A 23,984-nucleotide genomic window follows, 5' to 3' on the forward strand; every position below is an offset into this window, starting at 1 on the left:
ATGCTGAAGGGTGTCGACGCCGACGGCGACGAGACGGCCGACAGCCACACGATTGCGATCACCGAYGGCGACGGCCCGACGGTGGCGGGYCCCGATGGCGGCGCGATCACGCTTGGGCTTGACGACCAGAACCTTGCCGGCGGCAGCACGCCTGCCGGCGACGACTTCGACACCGGCACGATCAGCTTCGCGCCGGGTTCGGATGCGATCGCGACGATCGCGTTCAGCCAGGACGTCTCGGGTCTTGGCGGCGGSCTGACCTGGGTCCGCATCTCGGACACSSAGATYGTCGGCCGCGACGGGGCGACGGACATCGTTCGGCTTGACCTTGTGCGCGACGGCAACGATGCGCAGGTGACGGCGACGCTYCTGRACAATTACGACAGCCATACGGGCATCAATGTCGACGACCTTGCCCAGCTTGGCTCGGTCAAGGTCGTTGCGACCGACATCGACGGCGATGCGGCCGAGGGCACGATGCGGCCGAGGGCAGGGTCAATGTCAGCGTCTCCGACGACGTTCCCGTGGTGACAATCGGCGGCAATGACAATGGAGCTCCCACCTCGAGCAACGTGAACGAGGGGACCAATTCGACCGGCAACTGGACACTGACGCCGGGCGCGGACGGTGTTGCGGCCGGTCAGCTTACCATCACTGCCGACGGAAGCAGCCACACGATTGTGTGGACGGCTGGCAAGTTTGAGTTCGATGTTCCCGGCAAGGGAACGATGACGCTCTTCCAGCCGGATGCGAACGGCAACGGAACCTGGAGCTTCACTGCAAATCAGGTTTCGACCAGTGGCGTGAATGTCAGCTTCACCATCAAGGCGACTGATGGCGATAGCGACCAGGATACTGATTCTCATACGATCAATATCGTAAATCTAAACCATCCTCTGACCATCACGGGTGCCGTCTCCGGAGTAGTCGAAGAGGAGCACGGCCTCCCGTATGGCAACGAAGAGACGGTTGCGGGTTCACCCGGGCTTGATCTGGATGATGCCGGCAATCTCAACAGGACGACCAATACCGCGACCGGTACCTTTGGCACTTTAGTGACTGGTGGCGTTGATGAGTCTCTATCTTTTGCTTTAGCTCAGTTGGTCGGCAACCCAGAGGTGCATACCGCCACTGGACTTCTGACTTCAGGCGGTAAACAGGTTTATTTTGCCATCGACGGTGGAAAGTTGATTGGCTATGTCAACGGAGACGGTGGATCGGGCAGCTATGGGGCAGGCGATACCAAGGTATTCACGCTCGAGATAGTTAATACCGCTACGGGAGAGTACAAATTTACATTGAATGCTCCCGTCGATCACCATCCGGCGAGTACGGCTGATAATCAGGAAGGTACACTGACTATTAATTTGAACGGTCGCGTGACTGTTACGGACACTGGCGGACCATCGCCCGACGACACGAATGTTTCACTCGACGCGTCGATCAGTGTGATCGATGACGTTCCGGTGGCGATAACTCCTGAACACGCGACTGTCGGCAATGGCCCCGGCGCATCGATCAGTTTCGATCTCGACCTTAATGTCAGCGGCGCCATTACCAGTTACGGAGCGGATGGCCCGGGAACGGTAAGGTTCGATCCTGACTTGCATAACCAGCCAAGTGGGCTGACTTCAGGTGGCCAGCCGATCGTTTACACGCTAGCTGGCGACGGCCATACGTTGATCGGCCATGCCGGCAGCACAACCGGTCCTACGGTGTTCACCCTCACCTTGAATCCGGCGAACGGCACCTATTCCGTCGATATGGACGGAATCGTCGACAGCCTGACTACGGTGAATTTCCTGACTGGCGGATATGATCCGCAAGGCGGCAACAATCCGTGGTTCGGCTATACGAAAGCTGGGGAAGATAGCCCGGATTTGCTGATTACCCCTACATCCGGCACGTCCGTCAATACTAGCAACAATACGTTCGGAATTGGGAGTGGCCAGTCCATCGACAGTGGCGAAGGCATCCGTCTCGATTTCGTCAGAGACCTGGCGGGCACTGTGCCGAACAATGGAAACTACAGCGACCCGGCAAAGCAGAATCATACCTTCGATCAGCATTACGCCATAAACGGTGCTTCGATTGTGTTTTCGAATGTCAATGGCGCCGCACCCACTGTGCGGTTCAAGGCATACGATGATGATGATACGGGGACGATAACGACGCATGTTGGCGATGGCCTGAAGGATACCATCTCGACGATCGCCATCACCTACAATGGTGAAACAAAGCTGGTCTCAGCGACGGCATCGACCGTGACCGTCGGCGGCCATGATTTCGGCGTGACCTTCACCAACGGTGAAGCGCTCGTCTCAGGCATCGTGAACGGGACAAGCGTCGCGTCCTATACAACCTCTGGCTACAATAGCTTGGAAGCGTTGCATGAATCGGGCGGGACCTTCAAAGTTGGCGGCTTTGGCACCTCGGTAGTTTCCACGGATCCGGTTGATTTCCATCTTCCGGTCCAGATCATTGACCGCGATGGCGATGCTGTCGCAAGCGGTATCGATATCACGCTGTCGGCACCCTCGGTGTTCGTCGTGGGCTCCAACCAGGGCGACGCTGCCAACTCGCCCGAAAACCATGCAGTGGCGAACCCCGCAGGGATGATCGACGGTGCTGTTGAAGGTGGTGCTGGTAACGACACTCTTCTCGGCGATCCGGGGCAGGTGACGATCTCCGGTGCAACCGCGAATATACTGCTTGTTCTCGACACGTCCGGCAGCATGAACTGGCGGTTGGGTAGCGACACAAATCCGGGATGGAATGAGGACAGCCGTCTCGACGTGTTGCAAGCTGCCGTAAATCAGTTGCTCACAACGTTGGGTCAATCCCAGGCGCAAGATCTTCGTGTGAAGATCATCGGCTTCGACAGCAAGGGCTACGACATCGGGTCAGGTAGCCACGCGAATGGGGTCTATGACCTCATTCAGGGCGGTGTCGTCAATATGGCTGAGTTGAACGCCGCGATAGCTGCCATCAACAACGTGGATACGGAAAATGCTACGAACTATGAATCGGCCCTGAATGCCGCGACGACATGGATCAACTCGGCTGGTACTGGCGCTCCGCTTTCGGCGGCGACAGTCGAGAAAGTTCTGTTTGTATCTGATGGTCAGCCAACCAGCTATACGAATACGAGTGGCAACTCGACATCTGCCAGCACTTCGGATTCTGGTGTTGCGACCGCGCTCAGGGAGGCGCTTGGCATCACGGACGGTAGCAACGAGATCAAGGCGTTGCAGGATACCGGCTGGAGCATCGACACAGTCGGCATCGGGTTGAGCACGACGGCGCCTACGCAGAGCGTTGGAAGCGGTGGAAGCAACGAAACGAATTACAACAACAACAGTCGCTTCGATGTTTCGTCGGCTAGCGGAAATCAGTATGCTTTTATTGTAAGGGGAGGTTCTGATACCACCAGCGAGCAGCTTGCACAGGTCTCCGGCTGGACGGGCAGCGCCGGCGGCGTGACGTCGGTGACGGTTACCGGTACGGGCGCTAGTAGAGCTTATGGTGTCTCTGGTAACGGCGGTGATGGATTGAGCGGTGCAGAGGTGCTTCGCTTCGATTTCGGTCCGGCGACCGACTATGATGGGTCGGGCGGGTATACCACTGGTACTTTCAACAGCGGTGCACCGGCAGTGGCGGCACGGTTTGATTTCGTTAGCTTCGGGTCTGGTCCCGGGCACAAGGTCGCTTATAAGATCCATTACACGGATGGAACTGTTTCGCTATCAGCGGACGTGCCGACTTGGAGTGGCAATGACAAGAACGATTTTCTTATCAGTGCACCAGACGGCAAGCTGATCGACTATATAGAGTTCCAGAACACCGGCACCGGCGCCGGTTACATCCGGCTTGACCAGATCACCCGGCCGAGCGGTGTCGATATCCTCGATATCATCGAAGGGCCTCAGGGTGATGGAGCTGTGATCGTTAATGATGCGGCTGGATTAATCGACGCTGTCGGTAATCTTGGCGGTCAGGCTGCTTTGTCGACCGCCGGCAACGATACGATCAACGGCGGTGTGGGCAACGACCTGATCTTCGGGGATGTGCCATTCACCGACATTCTGGCGGATGCGAAGGGACTGGTGGATTTGCCCGACGGCTCCGGCTGGAAGGTGTTCCAGATTCTGGAGACGACACCGTCGCAAAACTGGACCAGAGCAGACACAATTAACTACATTCGTACCCATCAGGACGAAATATCTAAAGAGAGTGGCCGGTCCGGGGGGCATGACACGATACACGGCGGCGATGGAAACGATGTCATTTTCGGTCAAGAAGGGAACGACAAACTATATGGCGACGACGGCAACGACTTCCTTGCTGGCGGTTCGGGTCAAAATACGCTTACAGGCGGTTCAGGGGCCGACACGTTCGTCATCGATCACTCGGCGATTGCCGAAGGACCGGCGATGGCCGACATCATCACCGACTACAAGATTGGGGAAGGTGATGTGGTCGATCTCTCAGAGTTGTTGGGCGGCAACGTAACAGCTGACAATATTGGTGATTTCGTCCGCACGGTGGAGGGCGGTAATGGCGCGGCTGACCAGTTGCAGGTGAACCAGAGCGGTTCGGGCAATGACGCTGACTTTGTCACTGTCGCCCACCTGAACACCGACGCCGGTGTGAAGATCCTTTATGACGACGACCTGGCCGCAGCGACGGTCAACCATACCCCTTGATATCGGGGCACTGCTGGCCTGCCTTCGGGTGGGCCGGTGTTGAATTCACGTATTGGTTGTTGTAGTTGTGACCGCCGCAGGACGGCTAGAATTCGGGGAACGGTTGATATGATTTCAGTGCGTAAAATTCTGGCGTCGGTAGCCCTTCTTGCCGTGGTTCTGCCAGTTCAGGCAGCCGATCTGGGCGTCGGTTCCAATCAGTGTCAGTTGGCAACGAGCTCCACTTTGCTCAGCGAGACCAGCAACGCGGCGCTTAAGGAAGACGTCGTCAAGCTGATGAACGAAGCTGTCAGCGTGGCCGACGACAGCCAGTGGATCAACTCGCGCCGGCCGGCTTTCACCTGGGCATCTGAAGCTAAGGTGGCTTGCGGCAAGGCCTATGGCTATCTCAAGGCCGACTACCGTGACGAGGACACGCTCAACAAATGCGAGTGCTTTCACGCCCGCATGGTTCAGTACATGAACTGACCGCCCGCATGGGCCTCTTGCATTTCCGGTGCGGCGTTTCCTGTATTTTACTGGCTGTAGCCGTTTTAACCGGCGGCTGCCAGTCTTCGGCAGGACCTGAAGCGCTCGAAAGCGTGAAGGCCGATCCCGGTGCCGGTTCGAGCGCACCGGTAGTGGCTTCGCAGTCGTTTGGCAGCGGGCCTGCCCGTATCGACATCTTTCTGGATTCCAGCATCGCCGGTTCTGCAAATGACTATCGCGATGGTGCGGCCCTTGCGATCAAGGAACTTGGTGCAGGGCAACTGACTTTGGCTGCGCATGATCTTAGGGCGCCAGGGGTAGTCGTCGCCGACGAGGTCAAGCAATCCGCCGATGGCGGAACGAAGATGCTTATCGGTCCGCCGTCTCTCGCCAAGGCTTTTGCGGATGCCTCATCCAAGCCGCCGGCAATGCTTCTGGATGCAAACCCTGTCGCGTCTGCGGTTGCGATCCAGTCCGATGAAATCGGCGGGGCTATCGAAATCGCTTCATACGCGGCGGGTGCGGGCCGCACGAAGATCATGGTCGTTTCAACCCGTCCACTCGACATGGCAGAGACCCAGCGTCTGCGCGCAGGCCTGAAGAAGAACGGCGTGCAACTTCTGGATATCGTTACCGACCCGACGTCGGCAGACGGCGTGGCCAAGCTTGCAAGGCTTGGCGAGGCCCAGGCCGTCTTGCTGATTGGCGCGGACGCCCCAAAAGTCGCCGCCCCTGCATTGCGCCAACGTGGAGGGCTGGAGGCCAGCGTTCCATTCCTTGGCACCTACGTCTGGCCCGCCAGTGCGTACGGCGAACCGGTGCTGGAAGGATCGCTGCTTGCACTGATCGACCAGAATTCGTTGAAGCGCATATCGGGGCGCTTCCAGCAGACCTACGGGCGCGCACTATCCCTGGAGGCCGCTTACGGCTTCGATGCAGTGGCGGTCGCCGCCGGCATCGTCCGGACGAAGGGAGCTGACGGGCTGAAGCCAACTGCCTTGCGAGCAAGTTCGGGGTTCACCGGTGCGACCGGGACATTCCGCTTTGGTGCCGATGGCCACGTTGAACGGCGATTGGCGATTTATCGTTTGTCCGGAGGTAAGCTCGTCCTTCAGGACGCAGCGCCGTCAGGTTTCTGAACCGAGTCGACCCCGGTTGCCAGCTTGCTCAACCGGCAACCGCAGATCAGCAGCGGCTATTGAAGTCGGCTATCGTTTTCGCCAGAGGCATGCGACGTATTCAAGAACTGGTACTCGATCCAGTCATGTCCCGGCGCCTGCGTCTTGGCCAGTGTACCTACGGCCGTGCGCAGAAGGTCATCGAAGCCGATACGGCTGGATACAATCACGGCACCGGCCCGAATGGACATGGGATAGTGCGTACCCGCCGGATAGAATTGCATCTTCGTCACATTGTCGTGGATACGTTCGGCGACACCACGCGCATCGATCTCATTCGCGCCGGGAAGGAATACGCCGAACTGATCGCCAGAGACGCGGCCGACGATATCGCCGTTGCGCACCGTGTTCCTGATCGTGGCCGCGACGCTGCTGAGAGCTTCGTTCCCCCAACTGAAGCCGAAACGGCTGTTGATGACTTTGAGGTCGTCGAGGTTGATGAGAAGAATGGTGCCGAGCGGATTGCTGCCGGGTGCGGAGTTGCGATTGGAGTACGTATCGACAAGCGCTGAGAAAGTCGGCTCGTTGAGGCAAGATGTCAGCCCGTCGTTTTGCGCCGATTTTTGCGCCTGCTTTCGCAGCAAGGCGGCCTTGGACGCAAGCAGCCCGCAAGCGATGGCGAGTGGCAGCCCAACGAGAATCGAAACCGTCAAAGTAAGGCCAAGTTCCCTGCCTGCGGCGAGCGACGGTGACACTGCGTTGAAAATGCCATACGCGGCCAAGGCAAGGGCAATGCCGACGGCGGTTCCTCCGGCAGCCCAAGAAAGGGCTGGTTTGTGGCGGAACAAGAAGGTCTTTGCTGATCCCCAGTCCATCGTCCTGTCAAATCCCCGTTTTTCTATCCGCAGTTGAATAATGCACCGGCGTAAAATTGACGTTGCCTCGACATTTCACATTTGATCGATTTGACTAAAGTCTGGGTAACGGAAACCGGATTTCGGAGCGGCCTCGATGCCATCAAGCATGATTTCGCGTTTTGCCATATGGGCCGCAATCGTCTGCGCAACTTACCTGTTCGCCCCGATCTCGGGCATCCAGCCGGCCGCAGCGACTTCGGCGCAAACCGAAGTCCGCCAGTTCGATGCGGCAACCGGCAAGTGGGTCAAGAAGCGCGTGGACAACCGAAAGCTTGCACGCAGGCTTAATGTCGCGCCGGTCCCGCCGCAGATCGTTCCCTATGAAGGACGCGCGCGTCCAGGGACCATTATCGTGGATACCGGCCAGCGACGCCTGCTCTACGTCAACCGGGATGGCACGGCGATCAGCTACATCATCGGGGTTGGTCGGGAAGGTTTTAGCTGGAAGGGATCTGAAAAGATCAGCCGCAAGGCGGAGTGGCCAAGTTGGACGCCTCCCGAAGAAATGCGACAGCGCGAAGCGGCCAACGGGAGAATATTGCCTGCTACCATGGAAGGTGGTCCGGATAATCCCCTTGGTGCTCGCGCACTCTACCTTGGAGGTACCCTTTATAGAATACATGGGACTAACGAGCCGTGGACCTTGGGAAAAGCGGTGTCGTCCGGCTGTATAAGAATGGCGAATGAGGATATTATAGAGCTCTACAATAAAGCTAATATTGGAAGCATGGTTATAGTTCAGTAAAATCTTATGTATATGTGTGGCGGAATCGCAACAATAATCAGGATTTCTTTATGATGCAGGGCCCTTGCAGCAGCAGGGGTTGATGATTCTTAATCCAATCGGCATACGGTACGAGGGATTGGTATTCTGAAGCCGCTGTTTAATGCGGTTCTATACGAGTGGGGTGGCGGGCAATGCGTATCTCAGTACTCCGGGTAATGTCTGCGGCGCTGCTTGCGGGAGTCTTTCTGGCTCCGGTGAGCGCAAAGGCAATGTCGCTCAAGGAAGCGATGGCCGTAACGTTGGAATCCAACCCTGAAATCGGCCAGGCTTCCGAAAACCGAGAAGCGATCGAGTTCGAGCTGCGCCAGGCGCGCGGCCTGTACCTCCCCAGCGTCGATTTGGAAGCGTCAGTTGGCGCTCGTGATCTGGACAACCCTTCGCGGCGGCTCGGTGGACTCGACGACGATCCGCTCTATCCGTCCGAAGTCGGCCTTACTATCACGCAGAAGCTTTTCGATGGCGGCGGTCGTCGTGCAGAGCTTGAGCGCCAGGCGGCCCGTGTCGACAGCGCGGCATTCCGGGTCCTTGAGCGTTCAGAAACGCTCGGGCTGCAGGTCGTTCGCGAATATCTCGAGATTCTATTGCAAGCGCAGATCGTTGAGGAATCGCGCCGCAATATGGGCTTCCACCAGCAGGTCATTTCCGACATCGGCTCGCTGATTTCGGGCGGTACGCTGACCGAGGCGGACCGCCAGCAGGGGCAGGAGCGATTGCTGGCGGCGAAGGCCCGCATGAAAGAGGCGGAAGAAGAACTGGAGGCCGCGAAGGCCCGTTTTCTGACACTCGTGGGTAAGCCTTTTTCCAATGCCTCGATGCCTGCTTCGATGGCATCTGCGCTGCCGAAATCTCTCGATGCAGCCATAGGATTGGCCAGGGTCAATAACCCTCGTATCAAGGTGGCGAATGCGGATATCGATGTTGCCGATGCACAGATCGATGCCGCCCGCTCCAAAATGCTGCCCGAGATATTCCTTGAAGGACGGGCCCGTACCGGAAACGACATCGATGGCAGTGAGGGCCGGACGTCCGACCTGCAGGCGCGGGTCGTAGCTAAATGGAACCTGTATCGTGGCGGCATCGACATCGCCAATGAGCAGGAGCAAATCCGCCGGGCGAGCGAGCAGCGTTTGGTGCTTCACCAGAATTACCGGGAAGTCGAGGAAGCGGTCCGGATTTCATGGGATCGTCGCCTGCGCCAAATGGATCTGGCCAGCACCTTCCGGGAACAGGCGGCATCGAACGGACAATTGGTGAGTTCTTACCGCGATCAGCTTGCGGTTGGCAGGCGTTCCCTGCTTGACGTGCTGGGCGCCCAGAACTCGCGCTATACCGTCAATATCCTCGCGAAGACTGCGGAATTTGCAGCCCGTTTTGCCGAGTACCGCTTGCTTGCAGCAACAGGAACATTGTTGAGCACGATGAACCTCCAGGCCGCCAAGCAGTCAGACGCATACGCGCGCAAAGAGTTTAACGTTCCGGAAACCGCCCCGACGGAAACCTATCGTCGCCTGCCTTCGCAACAGGTCAACGACTTGCCGCTCGATTTGCTGGCCCCCATACAGTAACCAGCGGGAAAGTCTTTGCGGCATAGGCTGCGATGGATAGAGCGGTTCGAACGCAGGCAGCCTTTTGTTCGATGGAATGCAGGCTGCTTGCCTTTCTTCGCAGCACGCGTCGTCTCGTATAGCGAGAGGCCCTTATGAATTCGGCGCCCGAATTGTCCGTTGCACGGGCCGAAGCTACCGAAATTGATGTCCCGGCAAGGGGGCAGTCCTTCAGGGATGCCTTTCAGCGGGTAGCCATCTTTCTTGGCAGGCCTGGTTCCGATGTCGTGCTTTTCTCCGGCATTCCATTCGACGAGGCGAAGCCCAGTCTGGAAGACGTTCAACGGCTGAGCGACCGCATCGGCCTTGAGGTAAGAGACCTCGGTTGGCGTGAACTGGCCTCCGGCAACCTCGATCTGCCGGCAATTCTTCTCCTGAACGACGGGTCAGCGCTATCCCTGCTTGAAAACATGGCGGGAGGCGATTTCGATTCTTCGCTGTTGGCGCTGGCCAATTCCCAGGTTCAGGGTGGCCCGTTGCGCAAGGAAGAAGTGCGGGCGGTTCTGTCCTTCAGCATTGTCAGTGCGGATACGATGCAATCCGCCGTTGAGGGCATGGATGGCAGCATCGTGCGGCGACATTGGCTGGCCAGCGCATTGCTGCCGTTCTGGCGATCCTATGCGCAGGTCGCTTTGGCGGCGTTGTTCATCAATCTTCTGGCACTGGCCTCGCCACTCTTCACCATGAATGTCTACGATCGCATTTTGCCCAATGATGCCAAGTCGACGCTTTGGGTTCTTGCCATCGGTGTCGCCGGCGCAATCCTCTTCGACCTGCTTTTGAAAACCGCGCGCTCGGCCCTGATCGACTATGCGGGCAGGCGAGCCGATATCAAGCTTTCGTACCTTCTGTTTGAAAAGGTCCTTAACGCGACCATGTCGTCGAGACCGATGCAGACAGGAGACTATGCCAGCCGAATCACGCAGTACGAATTCGTACGCGAGTTCTTTACTTCGAATACCATCAGCGTGTTGATCGATACGGTCTTCGTGTTCGTGTTTCTGATCGTGATCTATCTGGTAGCCGGGTGGATCGTGATCGTTCCGGCGATAGCCTTCCTTATCGCACTGGGTATCGGGCTGATTTCCCAACACCGGATCGGGCGCAGGGTAGCAGCCGCATCCAACGAATCTTCGATGAAGCAATCGCTTCTTGTCGAGACGATCTCGACGATCGAGACGGTGAAGTCGCTGAGCGCGGAACGGATGCTGCTGCGCAAATGGCACGAATTGTCGAAGAAGGCGTCGCTGACTTCGGAAGAGATCAAGCAGCTATCGGCATCGGCTGCCAACTGGACGCAATTCGTCCAGCAACTCGTGTCGATCGTCATCATCATCGCCGGCGCGTACCAGTTCTCACAAGGCCAGATGTCTTCTGGCGCGATTATCGCCGCAGTCATGCTTTCAAGTCGCACGGTCGCGCCGATGGGCCAGATTGCCATGACCCTCTCGAGGATGCGGCAGGCGATGCTGTCACTGCGCATCCTCAACTCCGTGATGGAACAGCCGGAAGATCGCCCGACGGGCACTGGCTTCGTCAATCGGGAAATCCACAGCGGAAGCTTTGCTTTCCAGAACGTGGAATTTGCCTATCCGAATTCCGACCAGAAAGTGCTGAATGGCCTGACATTTGCGGTCCAGCCCGGCCAGCGTGTCGGAATTATAGGTCGGATTGGGTCCGGGAAAACCACCATTGGTCGCCTTCTCGGAGGTCTTTACCCGCCGACGGGAGGCAGCCTGATGATAGATGGCATCGATGTGCGCCAGTACCATCCGGCCATCATCCGCTCGGCCGTCTCGGTTGCTTCGCAGTCGGCGGATCTGTTTTCGGGTTCGGTCAAGGAAAACCTGCTGATGGGTCGCGCCGACGCGACCGATGCGGAAATCATCGAGGTGGCGCGGAAAACGGGCGTCGACGAATTCGTCTCCCGCCACCCGCGCGGCTACGACATGCAGGTGGGCGAACGCGGCGGCAACCTGTCCGGTGGGCAAAGGCAGGCTATGGCCATCGCCCGGCTTCTGCTGGCTAGGCCCAAAATCATATTCCTGGACGAACCGTCGGGCGCCATGGATCTCGCTTCGGAGCGCAGGCTGATCAATCAACTGGCAACGGCGATCAGCCCGGAAACGACGCTTGTTATCTCGACGCATCGCTACAGCATGCTGGAATTGATCGACCGCCTCATCGTCCTGGAAAATGGTCGCGTGATCGCGGACGGCCCAAAGAAGGCGGTGATCGAGCAACTCCAGAAAAACGCGGCGCGCCCGACATGATTTCGCTCTGCGACCAACCGGCGTCTCGTATCGTTCATGTGGAGGGCAAGCGGCAATGACCGACAAACCCCCGTTTTGGGCGCGCGCTAGTCTCATCGTCGTTATTCTGCTTGTCATTTCGTTCGTGGCGTGGGCTGCGATCACTCAGGTCGAGGAAATTGCCCGTGGTGAGGGCAAGGTGATCCCTGTCTCGCGTACCCAGATTATCCAGGCGAGCGAGGCCAGCGTCGTGCAGGAAATCGCGGTGAAAGTCGGCCAGATCGTCAAGAAGGACGATCTCATCGTGCGGCTGGACGATACCGCCACGACCTCGACATTGGGCGAGCTCGAGGCACGTGCGCGTGCGCTGCGTGCACAGATTGCGCGCCTCGAACTGGAGCAGACGGGAGACATGGTCTCGTCGATGACCTGCCCGGAGGAAGTCAGGAAGTCCAGCCCGGAAGTTTGCGACAACGAAGCGCAACTGCTGAAGGCGCGGCGGGACGCTTTCCAGAACAAGCTTTCAGTCCTGCAGGAACGCCATCTGCAGCGCCGCAAGGAACTGGACGAGGCTCTCGTCGGCATCCAGCGCCTGGAAGCCAACATCGAGGTTTCGCAGAAGGAGGCAGCGCTGCTGGAGCCGCTGGTTGTTCGCAAACTTGCGCCTCAGACCGATCTTTTGCGCATCCAGAAGGAATTGACGGACTCGAGCGGCCAACTGAAATTGCTGCAGGAATCCCTCGACCGTATTCGTGGCGCCATCAAGGAAGCTTCACTTCAGGTCGACGAGCTGACGCTGGTTTTCCAGCAGGAAGCGCTCGCTGAAAAGACCAAGGTCCTGGCCGACCTCTCCGTTGCGATGGAAACCATTCGCGGCGCAACCGACCGGGTCCAGCGAACGGATTTGCGTTCACCTGTCGATGGTGTGGTGAACCGTCTGGAGATCACCACCATAGGCGCTTACGTGCAGCCCGGAACCGTTGTTGCAGAAGTCGTCCCGACCTCCGACGTTTTGCTGGTGGAGGCCCGCATTTCTCCAAAGGACGTTGCGTTCATCCGTGTTGGGCAGCCCGCGCTGGTGAAGGTCACCGCCTTCGACTTCTCCATCTATGGAGGACTTGCTGGTGAGGTTTCCAACGTTTCCGCCGATTCGATGTTCGACGAGAAGTCCGGAGAAACCTTCTATCTCGTGCAGGTGAAAACCGACAAATCCGAGATCGTTCATGACGGCAAGTCGCACGCCATCATTCCCGGCATGATCGCTTCAGTCGATGTAATGACGGGCAAGAAGACGGTGCTTCAGTATCTGCTGAAACCAATCAACAAGGCCAGAACAGAAGCCATGCGGGAGCGATAGCGTGGCTTCTGCGTCCGGCGAACCGAAACCCAGTCCACTTGCCAGCGATGCCGAACCTGTCTTCCGGGTGGTGGAGGGTCAAGATGCGCGTCGTGGCATCCGCCTTGAGCGTGCTTACTGGCAAGCGTTACGGGACATTGCGACCGCGACCGCGCAGAAGACAGGCAGTCTTGTAAGCGCGGTAATCGAGCAGGCGCCGGATGTGACGAACGCGACATCGCTGCTCAGGGTCTATTGCCTCAAATGGGCGCTGGGTGAACTGGAGGCGGCCCGTCGGATTTCCAACCCGTCTCTTGTCGGCAACCTTGTCCGTGCTTCGCCTGGCCCGGCCTTCGCCCTGGGGCTCGACAAGCGTATCATCGCTTACAACCAATCATTCCTGGCTTTCGTCCAGGCCCGCTTCTCGTACGCCGCGCCGGGTCCGATTGGCAGGGACTTCAGACTGGCCTTGGACGTGCATCTGACGGATCTGGCTGCAAATCTGAAAGCGAATGGCAACACACCTACCCCTGTAGGCTTTGTCGTCGGTCTGGGCGATCGGCGATTGCGCGGCAACCTCAATTCCATATTGGCACCGGTCTCGGGACAAGACATCATCTTGTGCTACGTGCTGCCGTAGGCTTACGCGGCCAATTTCGTGCTCGTCTCAGGATGGGTCGTGAATGCCTTCGCCGGGCTGCACGGATTCCAATGATTTCGGCCGCTTCTGCATGGCGAATTCCGAGCCCCTCTTGTAGCCGTGAATCCAGGCTTTCTGCATGCTGAGGGAATAGAGGGCCTGATATTGCGGCAATTGCCTGTCGGTCAGCACGGCGTCGCGCAGATTGTCCAGCACATAGGTGTTGCTGGACGTCGATACCGCAAGAACAGCGTGATAGAAATTCCGGCTTGAATCACGAAGCACCACCAGAGCCATGCTGTCTGCCGGTAGGCCGGCAGCTCTGAGCGCGGCCATCTTCAGAATGGCAAAATCCTCGCAATCGCCTTTGCCGGAAGCAAGAACTTCCTTAGGCATCGCCCAGTAGTCGAGTACGCCATAAGTATCTTTATCGCTTCGATAGTCGATCAGGCGATTGATCGCTTTGTTGACAGCGGTGATCTTGCCTACCACCGACTGATCCTGAACGGCGTTGGCCGTGTCCTGAAGGAGACTTAAGCGGATGCGGCATGCGGCAAGGCCGTCGCAATACTCCGGCGCAAGCTTATCCGCATTTGCCTCGATCTCCGCCCAACGTACTGCCATGCCCGGTTTGAACGGGAATGCCACCGAAGCGAATATTCCTGTCACCACTGAGCCAGTGCTTATGTAGTCGAGCTGCGTATCGGTTGATGCAGGGCTGTTGCCTACATTGGCGATGCTTCCAGTCAGCATACAGGCAGCGGCGGCGCTGAGAGCCATGCCAGCCCACCTTCCCGCAGCTCGTGTACCCTTGTGAAGCATCTGCCCGTCCTCGATCTACCGAGGTGCAGCCTAGTTCAGGGAGTTGTATATCGAGCTAAGGGAGATGGTATAAATTCGACAGGATTATCAGAAGATTGATATTCAATAGAATTTAAAATTGAAACTTAAGTATTAGAATTTCGTATATTGCAGATCATAAATTTGATTTGTATTTTATGCAAATTGAGCCGCGGATAGGAAAATGACCCGCGGCTCCAATCGGCCTTCGTTGTTATCCGGCCATAAGGCCGGATATGCCGCGGCGCCAATAGGCCGCTGCGAGGGTCTGGTCTCTGCCGAGCCCCAGTTCGCTGCGCCAGCGGTCTCGAACGCGCTTGGCCGCCATCGCTTCCGCAGCGAACCAGCCAAACCTGGTCTGGCCATCGGGCCAAGCGACTGAGAGAACAGAATTGGCCAGACGTTCATCCGCTCCTGCGGCTACTCCGTTCCGATAAATCCAATTCAGTTCGATCCGCGTACGGTTGCCGATATCCTGCCTTTCCCTTTCGTCGGCGACTTCGACAAATGCGACGCCAGTAGTTGTTGGCGGCAGGGTTTCAAGCATTCTAGCCAAAGCAGGCAGCCCTGTTTCATCCGCACCCATGACATACCAATCTGCTTGGCGCAGCGGTCGGCCTACAGGCCCCATGATGCCAACCTTGTCGCCGGCTGTCGATTCCAGTGCCCACTTTGAGCCGACGCTGTCTCCTTCATGTGTGACGAAATCCACGTCCATCCAGCCTTCTTCGACACTGAAAGCCCGGATCGTATAGGCCCGCGGGGTTGGGCGATGATCTTCGGACGGCCAAACCGCCAGCCCGTTTCGTCCAAGTGTCGGCCACTGCGGTTCAGGAATCTTTTCTGTCGGGAACAGCATGCGGATATGCATGTTTCCGTATTTGCCGAAACGCTCCAGCCGTTCGCCCGCCAACCGTATGCGGCGCATATGCGGCGTAAGCCAGGTTGCGCTCACAACCGTCATTTCACGGAACTGTGCCAGTTGCGTTTCATCCGCCAGATCGCCGGACCAGACGATCTGCGGCTGCTCCTCCTTGGCGTAAACCTGCACGGCAGTAGCGAGCAGGTCCTTGATCCGGGCGAGACCGTCCGCATCGCCGGAGTTTGCCCGCATTACAAGGCTTCCCGGTGTCATGTCGAAGGATGCAGCACCGAAATCAAAACGAAAATCGATGCGGTCCTCCCCCTGCGAAATATCTGCGTTGAAACTGTGCAATCGATCGGTAATCCGATCGAGATAGTTGGGTAGATGCTGCAGTTGCAGATGCGCCTCGCAGGCAAGCTCGGTCATGTTAAGTCTCCGGAAGTTCAGCCGCCGATGCGGCCAGTCAATGCGATCTTGAATGTTCTGCCCTTGCCTTGCTCGCTCAACGGATTGGTTCCCCAACCGGTTTGCGGGTCGGTGTAGGCCTTGTCGAAAATGTTATCGATACCGAAGTCGAGTTTGAGATTGTCATTCACGTCCCAGTTGGCGAACACATTCACGAGATCGGTGCGCGGATAGAACTTGGGACCCGTGGAGAGGACACGGGTTACTTCGCCAAGGCTCTGGTACTGAACGCCGTAAACGAGGCGGTCCTCAAGCGCACGGAAACCGAGCGTGAGAGACACATTGTCGAGCGGTGTATTGCTGAGCGTAGCTCCGGCAGTGGGACCATCGTGCATCTTTGCATCGGTAAACGATGCGGCGAGATTCACGAACCCGACGCCGTAGTCGTAGACGCCTTCCAGTTCGATGCCCTTCAGTTGAGCCGTACCAACGTTCTGCGACGTGGTGACGCCGCCGGCTGCGACCGTGTCGATGTAGTCGTCGACTTTTGTATGGAACACGTTGACCTTGGCGCGAATTATGTCGTCGCCTGTAAACACGCTGTCATATTTCAGATTTACGCTGGCTTCCCAGGTCTTGGCAACTTCGGGCTTGAGCGTCAGGTTCGGTTCGTAGCCAGCACCATGAGCGCCATTCTGGCGAAACACGTCCTGCATATGCGGCGTGCGATAACCTTCAGCATAGGTTCCGTAGAGCTGAATTCCTTCAAGCGGCGTAACACCTACCGTGAACCGCGGCGACCAACGCTCGCCTTCAAGCGAAACCGGGTGTGATGGATTTCCAGGAGCGGGCTTCGACATTCCGTCAAGTTGGTAGCCGTCATACCGAAGGGCACCGATCAGATCGAGCCAAGCGCCATACTTGCCTTCCCATTGCATGAAGGCGCCGTAAGCGCGTTGATCGCCCTTACCGAAATTGGCATCGACCGAATCGCCGTTCAGGAGCGAGTAGTCACCGCCATAAGTTAGGGTGTGGCTCATGCCCCAGCCTTCGAAGCGAGAGGCATTGCGCACATTCATTCCGCTCGTGGTGACGTCGTAGTAGCGCATCGAGCCGACCGCGCTTCCCACGATCTGACGTTGCTCGGCGCGAGTGGCAGCGTGATAGGCAGTTGCAGAAAAATCCCAAAGGTCATTGTCGTCCGGCCTGTAGGTGTAGTTGGCGGTGTAGTTTCGAACATTGGTGTCGGCATTATAACGGGTAACGTTGATGTTGTTGGAGCCCGAAGCTGCAGAAACGATGTCGTCGTAGTTCTGCGCTACCGCGCTTAGCTTTACCTCATGCCCTTCAGTGGGGCGGAAAGTCATCTTGCTGTAGCCGCTTACTGCTTCTTCGCCGGTAAAGCGCACAGGGGTTCCGTTGCCGTCCTTGTACTCGCTGCTGTCGCGCCAGACGATGTTGCCGATGATGTCAACATTCTCGTTGAAGCGATATGCTCCGGTCGTGCTTGACAGGTAACCGCTGCCGTTGCTCTCGTAACGGCCTTTTTCGCTGAGCGCCCAAGTCTCCCCGTCGCGCAGGAAATCACTGGCGCCCTTGGTTTCGAATGCGACCACGCCGCCTATTGCACCGGTGCCGTAGGCATTCGATACGGGTCCTCTAATGACCGTTACCTGTTTCAGAAGTTCAGGCTCGATATAGAACGATCCGGAACCATGGCCCACACGCCAGTAGTCCTGTCGCGCCCCGTCGAGTGTCACCGCAACACGGCCATATTGCTGAAGGCCACGGATGTTGATTGCGGTTGCCGGATCGTCTCCGTTCAGGGATGCGGATACGCCTGGAATGTTGCGAAACAGGTCGGCCGCAGTCACAGGCTGCAAGCGTTCGATCTCGACCGTATCGGCGACGCTTGTGCCTGACAATGCATCAATGACCGCCTGAAGACCCATGGTCGCGGAGATGGTGATCAGGTCGAGGAGGGTCGTTGCCTGTCGATTGCCGGTCGGCTGGACGCGATCCTGTTTCTCGCCCGCCTGAGCTTGCGTGTTCTGTGCTTGTTGAGCGTGTGCGGGAAGACCTCCCGCAGACAAAGCCACGGCCAGAGCCGTACTGGTCATCAGACCCCTGGATGAAAAAGACATAAGCCGCCCCCGAATGCATATGAAACTCAATTCGCTGGCAGGGCTTTGGACCGGGCTGGCAAGTGCAGAAATCGCGATCGGTTGAAAGCGAGTACCGGCAGATAGTAAAACTTGATTACAAGAGTCAACTTTAATTATATTGACAGCACGAAAAAATCTTTACGAGAGGTGATCGGCCCATATGCGCAAACGATTGGCAGTCGGTGGCATCAGCATGCCGGGATCGTACACTGGCAAGCTTCGTCAAAAAGCTGCGGTGATCTTCCTTGGTATTTCGGCGTTGATGATGGCCTCGCTTGCCTGCTATGCCGCCGAAATCGTCGATGCACGTGGCAGAACCGTTGAGACCGGCGCAGCCGCTCGGATCGTGACATTGGGGTCCGATGTTACCGAAATCGTCTACGAACTTGGCTTGGGCGACAAAGTAGTCGGCGTCGACAGGGCCGGCAAATACCCGCATCCCGTCATTTCTAAGCCGAATGTAGGTTCGCGCCGGCAACTCTCTGTCGAAGGTCTGGTCGCGTTGCGGCCCGACCTGATCATTGCCGCCAACGACATCGGTCCGCCTGAAGCAATCGATGTGCTGGCCTCTTTGCAAACACCGGTCGTTTTCGTTCCGCAGGAAAATTCGCCCGACGGCATCCGCGCCAAGATCGAGCTGATCGCATCCGCTCTTGAGATGGAAGAGCAGGGGCAGGTTCTTAGCCGGCGTGTCCTTGACGACTTCAATTCTGCCGCCAACCTTGCGTCGGCAGTGGCGACGACGGATCGGAAGAAGGTCATATTCTTTCACGGTCTCATCAAACTGTCGGCAGCCGGTGCCGGAACTGCGGCGGATGCGATCATTCGTTACGCGGGAGGGTCGAATCCCATGCAGGTCGTCCAAGGCTACAAGGCAGCTTCAGAAGAAAAGCTCATTGAACTGGCTCCCGACGTCATCCTTATGATGGGCGACGGCAAGGGCGGCCCGACACCCGACCAAGTGTTCGCCAACCCCGCACTTGCTGCCACGCCGGCAGGACGCAACCGCCATCTGATCGTGTTGGACGGGACGTACATGATCGGGTTTGGACCACGCACGGCGACGACAATCCGCGAACTCGCGCAAGCGCTTTATCCGGCCACCGATATCCAAAACACGTTGAGTGAAAAGTGATGCGATAACAATCCGCGCTCCCGATCCGGTATGTCGTCAAACCTGCATTATCCGGCACTGGCGCGGAACTGCCTGCGAGGCATCCATGAGTCGGTTGACGCATGTCATGCCTTAAGTCATGATGTGCTTATATTGATATGAGCAAAGGCGCTCTTCAGCGGGACTAACCGCGTGGAGCGCTTTTTTGTTGGCTCCGGCGTTTGAACGGAGTTGGCGTTGGCAAGCAGGAACACAGACAAGCCGATCAGGGTTGGAGTGCTGTTTTCGCAGTCGGGGCCGACCTCGACCACCGAACAGAGCATGCTCGACGCCACCTTGTTTGCGATCGGCGAGGTGAACGAGGCCGGCGGCATCAACGGGCGTGAGCTTGTCCCTGTCTGCCACGACCCGGGCGGTGATCCGCTCGCCTACAACATGCTCGCCAACCGGCTTCTCGCCGAAGACGGCGTCAAGGTCATCTTCGGCTGCTACATGTCCAGTTCGCGCAAGGCCGTGCTGCGCGCGGTCGAGCGCCACAACGGCCTTCTGTGCTACCCGGCCCAGTACGAAGGCTTCGAATATTCGCGCAACGCCATCTATTGCGGCGCCGCCCCGAACCAGAACAGCGCCAAGCTTGGCGAGTTCCTGCTCAACGATACCGGCATGCGTTTCTATATGGTCGGCTCGGACTATATCTGGCCGCGGGAATCGGACCGCATCATGAGCGAGATGGTGGCGGTGGAAGGCGGCGAGGTCATCGGGCGCGGCTACCTGAAGCTCGATGCCCCGGCCGCCGACTACCAGCCGCTTGTCTCCGACATCAAGCGCCTGCAGCCCGACGTCGTGTTCTGCAACTTCGTCGGCGACGCGATCGTCCACTTCTACCGGGCCTTTGCCGAGGCGGGACTGGACCCGGCAAGGATGCCGATCGCCAGCCTGACCACCAGCGAGGCGGATGTCCAGGCGATGGGGGTTACGGCTGCGGTCGGCCACATCACCTCGGCGACCTATTTCCAGTCGCAGGAGAGCCTGCAGAACAGGGCGTGCCTGGAGCGCTACAGGCGCAAGGCCGGCGGCGGCATCGTCACCAACATGTGCTGGGAGGCTGCCTATTTCCAGGTTCACATCGTGGCGCAGGCGCTGCGCAGGTGCGGCACCGACAAGCCCGACATCCTGCGGCCGGCCATTCTTGGCTCCGAGTTCGACGCCCCCCAGGGACGGGTGCGCATCGATCCGGTCAATGCGCACACCCATGTCTGGCCGAAGATCGGCCGTGTGGCCGGGGATGGCCAGTTCGAGATCCTGGTTGCCTCCCAAACCGCAATCGCACCCGAACCCTATCAGGTCAGCCACTATCCCGACGAACTCGAAACGCCGGTGGCGTCCTACTCGCATTAGAAATGCCTTTGTCCCGATTGAGAGCGGAAACCCAAATGATCGAAACGCCACCTGGACCGACCTAGGAAGCACGAAAGAGATGCGTCGGCGGACTTCGCCAAGGCCGTGCTGAAAGGAACTGACCAAGACTACCATTTTTGCGCCGTGGCCAGATCAGCCCAAGTAGCGCGACGTTGCCACTATGAGGAACGATGGTATCCCGCAGCCCCTATTCACCGAATGAACGATCCGCGCCGATCCTGATAAAGGACTTGCGAACTCTTCGGGTTCTGCTGCTTCAGCCCAAGAACGGCGAAGGGGAAGAACTGTGCCAGCACCTGAAACGAATAGGCTGCCAGGTCCAGTCGAGTTGGCCTCCTCCTGCGGAAATACCCCCTGACACCGATGTCGTCTTTGTCTTCGTCCGCCCGATCGTCGAAGACGATATCGTGCTCAACTGGAATGCCGACGACCCGCCGGCTGTCCTCATCGCTGTCGTTGACTATGAGAACCCTATCATTGTCGACAAGCTTCTGCGGCTTAGGGCCCAGGCGGTGATCGGTCTTCCGCTCCGTACGTTCGGCATCCTGGCCAACGTGCTTTTGAGCGTAAACAATCACAAGCGCGAAAAACGGCTCCGCCTTCGCCTGGAGCGTATGAACACCAAGCTGAAGGCGCACCGGGACATCGACAAGGCGAAATCCATTCTGATGGCAGCCAACAACATGTCGGAACAGGTTGCCTACGAGACCTTGCGAGAACAGGCGATGAACAAGCGCACGACCATAGAGGCGATTGCGATGGCGGTCATAAATGCCAGCGATTTGTTGCCGGGCCAGCGCGTCATCGCCCATCAGGCAAATGAATGAAAAATCCGGTTGGTCCGACTGCCCCGACGAATTGAATTCAGTGGGGATCAAATTTGTTGACAGTCTAGCCTCGCCCATCTCTCTTGCCTCACCAAGCGAGAGACTATCGCCGGACAGCCATTCTCAACCCCGGCCATATTGGCATACCGGGAATGGGAGTGGATTACTCCCCGACTCGGACAATCATCATGTTCGCGAAGGACTGTTTGGTGGTGTGTGCAGTAGGGATAGGGTGGGTCTCGGGTCAGATTTTCCCGAGAAAACGGGAATTTTTGTCTTTTTTAACCTCAAAAGGGTTGAAGGAACAGGAAGCCTCCATGAAAAATCAGGCATTTGCCGAGGAATTCCCGTTTGCACAATACGGGAACCGAGTTTTCAAATACGGGAAAGTTTCGGGGGCCAGTCCGGAATTTGGACTCGTCCAGTCCTGTCTCCGATCAAGGCCTTGAAAATTGAATGCGCCCACGGCATTATCGGCTTGGGGGATATGGCGAGAATGCCAAATGCGACTGAAGACGATTTTACCGTGGAAATTGCTCCACAATTCCAGACGCATGTCGAGGCTGCTTTACTAAGACTTCAGGCAGTTTTTCCAACTTGTCACTTTGTTCGGTCAAGCAGCAATATTGTCGTAAGTCCCTGCACCGGAACATCAAAGGACCAGCTTAGAAGATTCGTCTTCCATGCAATCTACCGCGAGAAAATCTACGCGGAAACGCTAACTATGCGTCAAGCCCTGGTTTCAGCGGTGACCAAACAATGAATATTTGGCCTTTGAAATTCCGCGATACGACGGATGGGATGGTCCTGTTTGCCGACGACGCAGGAAGCTTTTTCAAAGCGGGTGATGAGTTTCTTGAGCGCTACGTATCAGGCAACTTATCAAACTCGGACCAAGCTTTTCTTCGTGAAGGTGGACAAAGCTATGACACTGAGCTGGATTTATTCTGGACATCATTTGCCTACCGGTGGTCTCAACGGCAATCCAGGCCGCAGCGGCTCAACTACGTTATCTTAGTTCCGACACTGAGATGCAATCTGGCGTGTGGTTATTGCCAAGTTTCACGGGCACCTGAGACGGCGCGAGGTTTTGACTGGACGGACGAAACCCTAGCTGATGTTCTCTCATTTTTGGAAACGTTAGAAGGACCGGAGATTAAAATTGAATTTCAAGGAGGAGAGCCTCTGCTAAGACTCGATCTGCTCGAACGGGTCCGTGATTTATGCAGGGCAAGATTCTCTCATTCTCAGTTTGTGATCTGTACGAACCTCCAAAATCTTGACCAAAGTGCCTGGGAGTTTTTAGACGCAGAAGATACGTTCATAAGTACATCGCTTGACGGCGACTGGAGCACACATGAACGTCAGCGCACCCATAACAACGAGCTTACGAGGACCTTTTTTTCTCACCTCGAAAAGGTGATTTCACGATATCCGGAAGGTAAGGTCTCAGCGCTTCCGACAATTGATGTTAAAAATCCGCCAGATTTCGAAGCCCTGCTCGACAATTACGAGCGATACGGGATCAGGTCGGTTTATCTACGACCCATCAACCATCAAGGGTTTGCCCGCAAAATCGATCAAGGCGCGGATGCTCTCCAGTCCTGGAATCGGCTTCATTCCGGATTCATTGATCTTTTGATCGCTCGTAACTACCGGACAGGTCGCTTCATGGAGGAATATTATTTCAGCCAGTGTTTAAAGCGGGTATTGCGCTTCGGTGCTGACAATCACGTTGATATCCGCAACCCAAATTTCTTCGCGTCGGACTACATAGTTATCGACTATGATGGACAGCTTTACCCGACTGACGAAGCGAGAATGCTTTCCCGAATTGGTCGCATTGATTTAGGGATTGGGAACGTTGTTGACGGGATAAACCGTGCTAAGATTGAGATCCTCAATTCTGCTGCCCTCAATCATTTCGACCCTGATTGCATTCATTGCCCTTATCAACCTTTCTGTGGCACAGATGTCGTCGATGATCTTTCTCGATATGGCCGAGTGGGTATTCCGCGCCCCGATACCTGGTTCTGCGGTCGACATTTAGCGCTGTTCGATAAGGTTTTTGAAATTCTCTATCGTCGGGACGAAGCAACTCACGCATCTCTGGCAGCTTGGCTTGGTTTGCCAAGCTGGGATGACGACATGGTCACTGTGCACGCATGATCCCTTTGCGCGTAAAAGTCGAGGCAAACGGGGATCATCCGTTTGTCGTTCGTCTCAGATCATTTGAGGGAACAAGGCTGGAACACGAGCCTGAAAGTGCTTTTGACGTTGTACTGGTCAGGGCGGCTCCTGAAGGAGCCGAATACGTCGGCCACTCCGGGTCGATTCGAGTTCTGGGCTTGGATCCATCATTTATCGATGGAGATGTTTTACTAGTAAATCCGGGACGTGGAACGGCAGACCGTCTGATCCGTGTCCGTAGTCAGGGATTTTGGGACCAACTGGCATCGTGAGCTAACGGAGGCTCTGGTCCATCAGGGTTGTCATATTAGGCTGCCGCATCTCGATGAAG

General features: G+C 57.1%; 18 protein-coding genes. 14 read left to right on the forward strand and 4 right to left on the reverse strand.

Annotation, left to right across the window (positions count from 1 at the left end):
• From ASD50_RS03940 to ASD50_RS03955, 4 genes are all read left to right on the forward strand, one after another.
• On the forward strand, positions 1-531 hold a 531-nt coding region (locus ASD50_RS03940; protein ID WP_156464927.1), incomplete at its 5' end, for a hypothetical protein.
• The gene (locus tag ASD50_RS03945) at positions 525-4,706 is read left to right on the forward strand and encodes a beta strand repeat-containing protein (RefSeq protein WP_056236449.1); all 4,182 of its coding nucleotides are present in this window, start codon (positions 525-527) and stop codon (positions 4,704-4,706) included. The genes ASD50_RS03940 and ASD50_RS03945, both read left to right, overlap by 7 nt.
• A 108-nt stretch (positions 4,707-4,814) precedes the next feature.
• Positions 4,815-5,174, forward strand: coding sequence for a hypothetical protein (locus ASD50_RS03950; RefSeq protein WP_056236452.1), 360 nt, complete (start codon positions 4,815-4,817; stop codon positions 5,172-5,174).
• Positions 5,175-5,287: 113 nt separating this feature from the next.
• Positions 5,288-6,313, forward strand: coding sequence for a hypothetical protein (locus ASD50_RS03955; RefSeq protein WP_056236454.1), 1,026 nt, complete (start codon positions 5,288-5,290; stop codon positions 6,311-6,313).
• 56 nt (positions 6,314-6,369) lie between these two features.
• Here the strand turns inward: ASD50_RS03955 and ASD50_RS03960 are convergent, their stop codons facing one another.
• On the reverse strand, positions 6,370-7,140 hold the full coding sequence (locus ASD50_RS03960; protein ID WP_210168925.1) for a GGDEF domain-containing protein: 771 nt from the start codon (positions 7,138-7,140) through the stop codon (positions 6,370-6,372).
• Positions 7,141-7,303: 163 nt separating this feature from the next.
• Between ASD50_RS03960 and ASD50_RS03965 the strand changes: the two genes are divergently transcribed.
• From ASD50_RS03965 to ASD50_RS03985, 5 genes are all read left to right on the forward strand, one after another.
• Positions 7,304-7,954, forward strand: a complete 651-nt coding sequence (locus tag ASD50_RS03965; protein ID WP_082549481.1) for a L,D-transpeptidase — start codon at positions 7,304-7,306, stop codon at positions 7,952-7,954.
• A 197-nt stretch (positions 7,955-8,151) separates the two neighbouring features.
• Complete coding sequence (locus tag ASD50_RS03970) at positions 8,152-9,561, forward strand: TolC family outer membrane protein (RefSeq protein WP_244484423.1); 1,410 nt, start codon at positions 8,152-8,154, stop codon at positions 9,559-9,561.
• Positions 9,562-9,695: 134 nt separating this feature from the next.
• Entirely contained in the window at positions 9,696-11,873 is a 2,178-nt protein-coding gene (locus ASD50_RS03975) for a type I secretion system permease/ATPase (protein ID WP_056236463.1), read from the forward strand.
• 55 nt (positions 11,874-11,928) lie between these two features.
• Positions 11,929-13,209 carry an HlyD family type I secretion periplasmic adaptor subunit gene (locus tag ASD50_RS03980; RefSeq protein ID WP_056236465.1) on the forward strand — a complete coding sequence of 427 codons (1,281 nt, stop codon included), beginning with the start codon at positions 11,929-11,931 and terminating at the stop codon, positions 13,207-13,209.
• 1 nt (position 13,210) lies between these two features.
• Positions 13,211-13,828 carry a ribbon-helix-helix domain-containing protein gene (locus tag ASD50_RS03985; protein ID WP_056236468.1) on the forward strand — a complete coding sequence of 206 codons (618 nt, stop codon included), beginning with the start codon at positions 13,211-13,213 and terminating at the stop codon, positions 13,826-13,828.
• A gap of 27 nt (positions 13,829-13,855) precedes the next feature.
• Here the strand turns inward: ASD50_RS03985 and ASD50_RS03990 are convergent, their stop codons facing one another.
• The 3 genes from ASD50_RS03990 to ASD50_RS04000 form a co-directional block, all read right to left on the reverse strand.
• Positions 13,856-14,608 (reverse strand): transglutaminase-like cysteine peptidase, encoded by a 753-nt coding sequence (locus ASD50_RS03990; RefSeq protein WP_162251978.1) that lies wholly within the window; start codon positions 14,606-14,608, stop codon positions 13,856-13,858.
• Between the two features lie 274 nt (positions 14,609-14,882).
• A complete protein-coding gene (locus tag ASD50_RS03995) occupies positions 14,883-15,959 on the reverse strand; it encodes a siderophore-interacting protein (protein ID WP_056236472.1) in 1,077 nt (358 codons plus the stop codon).
• Between the two features lie 17 nt (positions 15,960-15,976).
• On the reverse strand, positions 15,977-18,058 hold the full coding sequence (locus ASD50_RS04000) for a TonB-dependent hemoglobin/transferrin/lactoferrin family receptor (protein WP_082549483.1): 2,082 nt from the start codon (positions 18,056-18,058) through the stop codon (positions 15,977-15,979).
• Positions 18,059-18,263: 205 nt separating this feature from the next.
• On the opposite strand from ASD50_RS04000, the gene ASD50_RS04005 reads away from it, so the two are divergent.
• From ASD50_RS04005 to hxsB, 5 genes are all read left to right on the forward strand, one after another.
• Positions 18,264-19,238, forward strand: coding sequence for a heme/hemin ABC transporter substrate-binding protein (locus tag ASD50_RS04005; protein WP_056236475.1), 975 nt, complete (start codon positions 18,264-18,266; stop codon positions 19,236-19,238).
• Between the two features lie 216 nt (positions 19,239-19,454).
• The gene (locus ASD50_RS04010) at positions 19,455-20,615 is read left to right on the forward strand and encodes a transporter substrate-binding domain-containing protein (protein ID WP_056236502.1); all 1,161 of its coding nucleotides are present in this window, start codon (positions 19,455-19,457) and stop codon (positions 20,613-20,615) included.
• Positions 20,616-20,806: 191 nt separating this feature from the next.
• Positions 20,807-21,463 carry an ANTAR domain-containing response regulator gene (locus ASD50_RS24210; RefSeq protein ID WP_056236477.1) on the forward strand — a complete coding sequence of 219 codons (657 nt, stop codon included), beginning with the start codon at positions 20,807-20,809 and terminating at the stop codon, positions 21,461-21,463.
• A 445-nt stretch (positions 21,464-21,908) separates the two neighbouring features.
• Positions 21,909-22,226 (forward strand): hypothetical protein, encoded by a 318-nt coding sequence (locus tag ASD50_RS22910; protein WP_156464928.1) that lies wholly within the window; start codon positions 21,909-21,911, stop codon positions 22,224-22,226.
• Entirely contained in the window at positions 22,223-23,632 is a 1,410-nt protein-coding gene (gene hxsB / locus ASD50_RS04025) for a His-Xaa-Ser system radical SAM maturase HxsB (RefSeq protein WP_056236481.1), read from the forward strand. Before ASD50_RS22910 ends, hxsB begins: the two co-directional genes overlap by 4 nt.
• Positions 23,633-23,984 lie beyond the last annotated feature (352 nt).

The sequence above is a fragment of the Mesorhizobium sp. Root552 genome, from assembly GCF_001427285.1.
Taxonomy (GTDB): Bacteria; Pseudomonadota; Alphaproteobacteria; order Rhizobiales; family Rhizobiaceae; genus Mesorhizobium.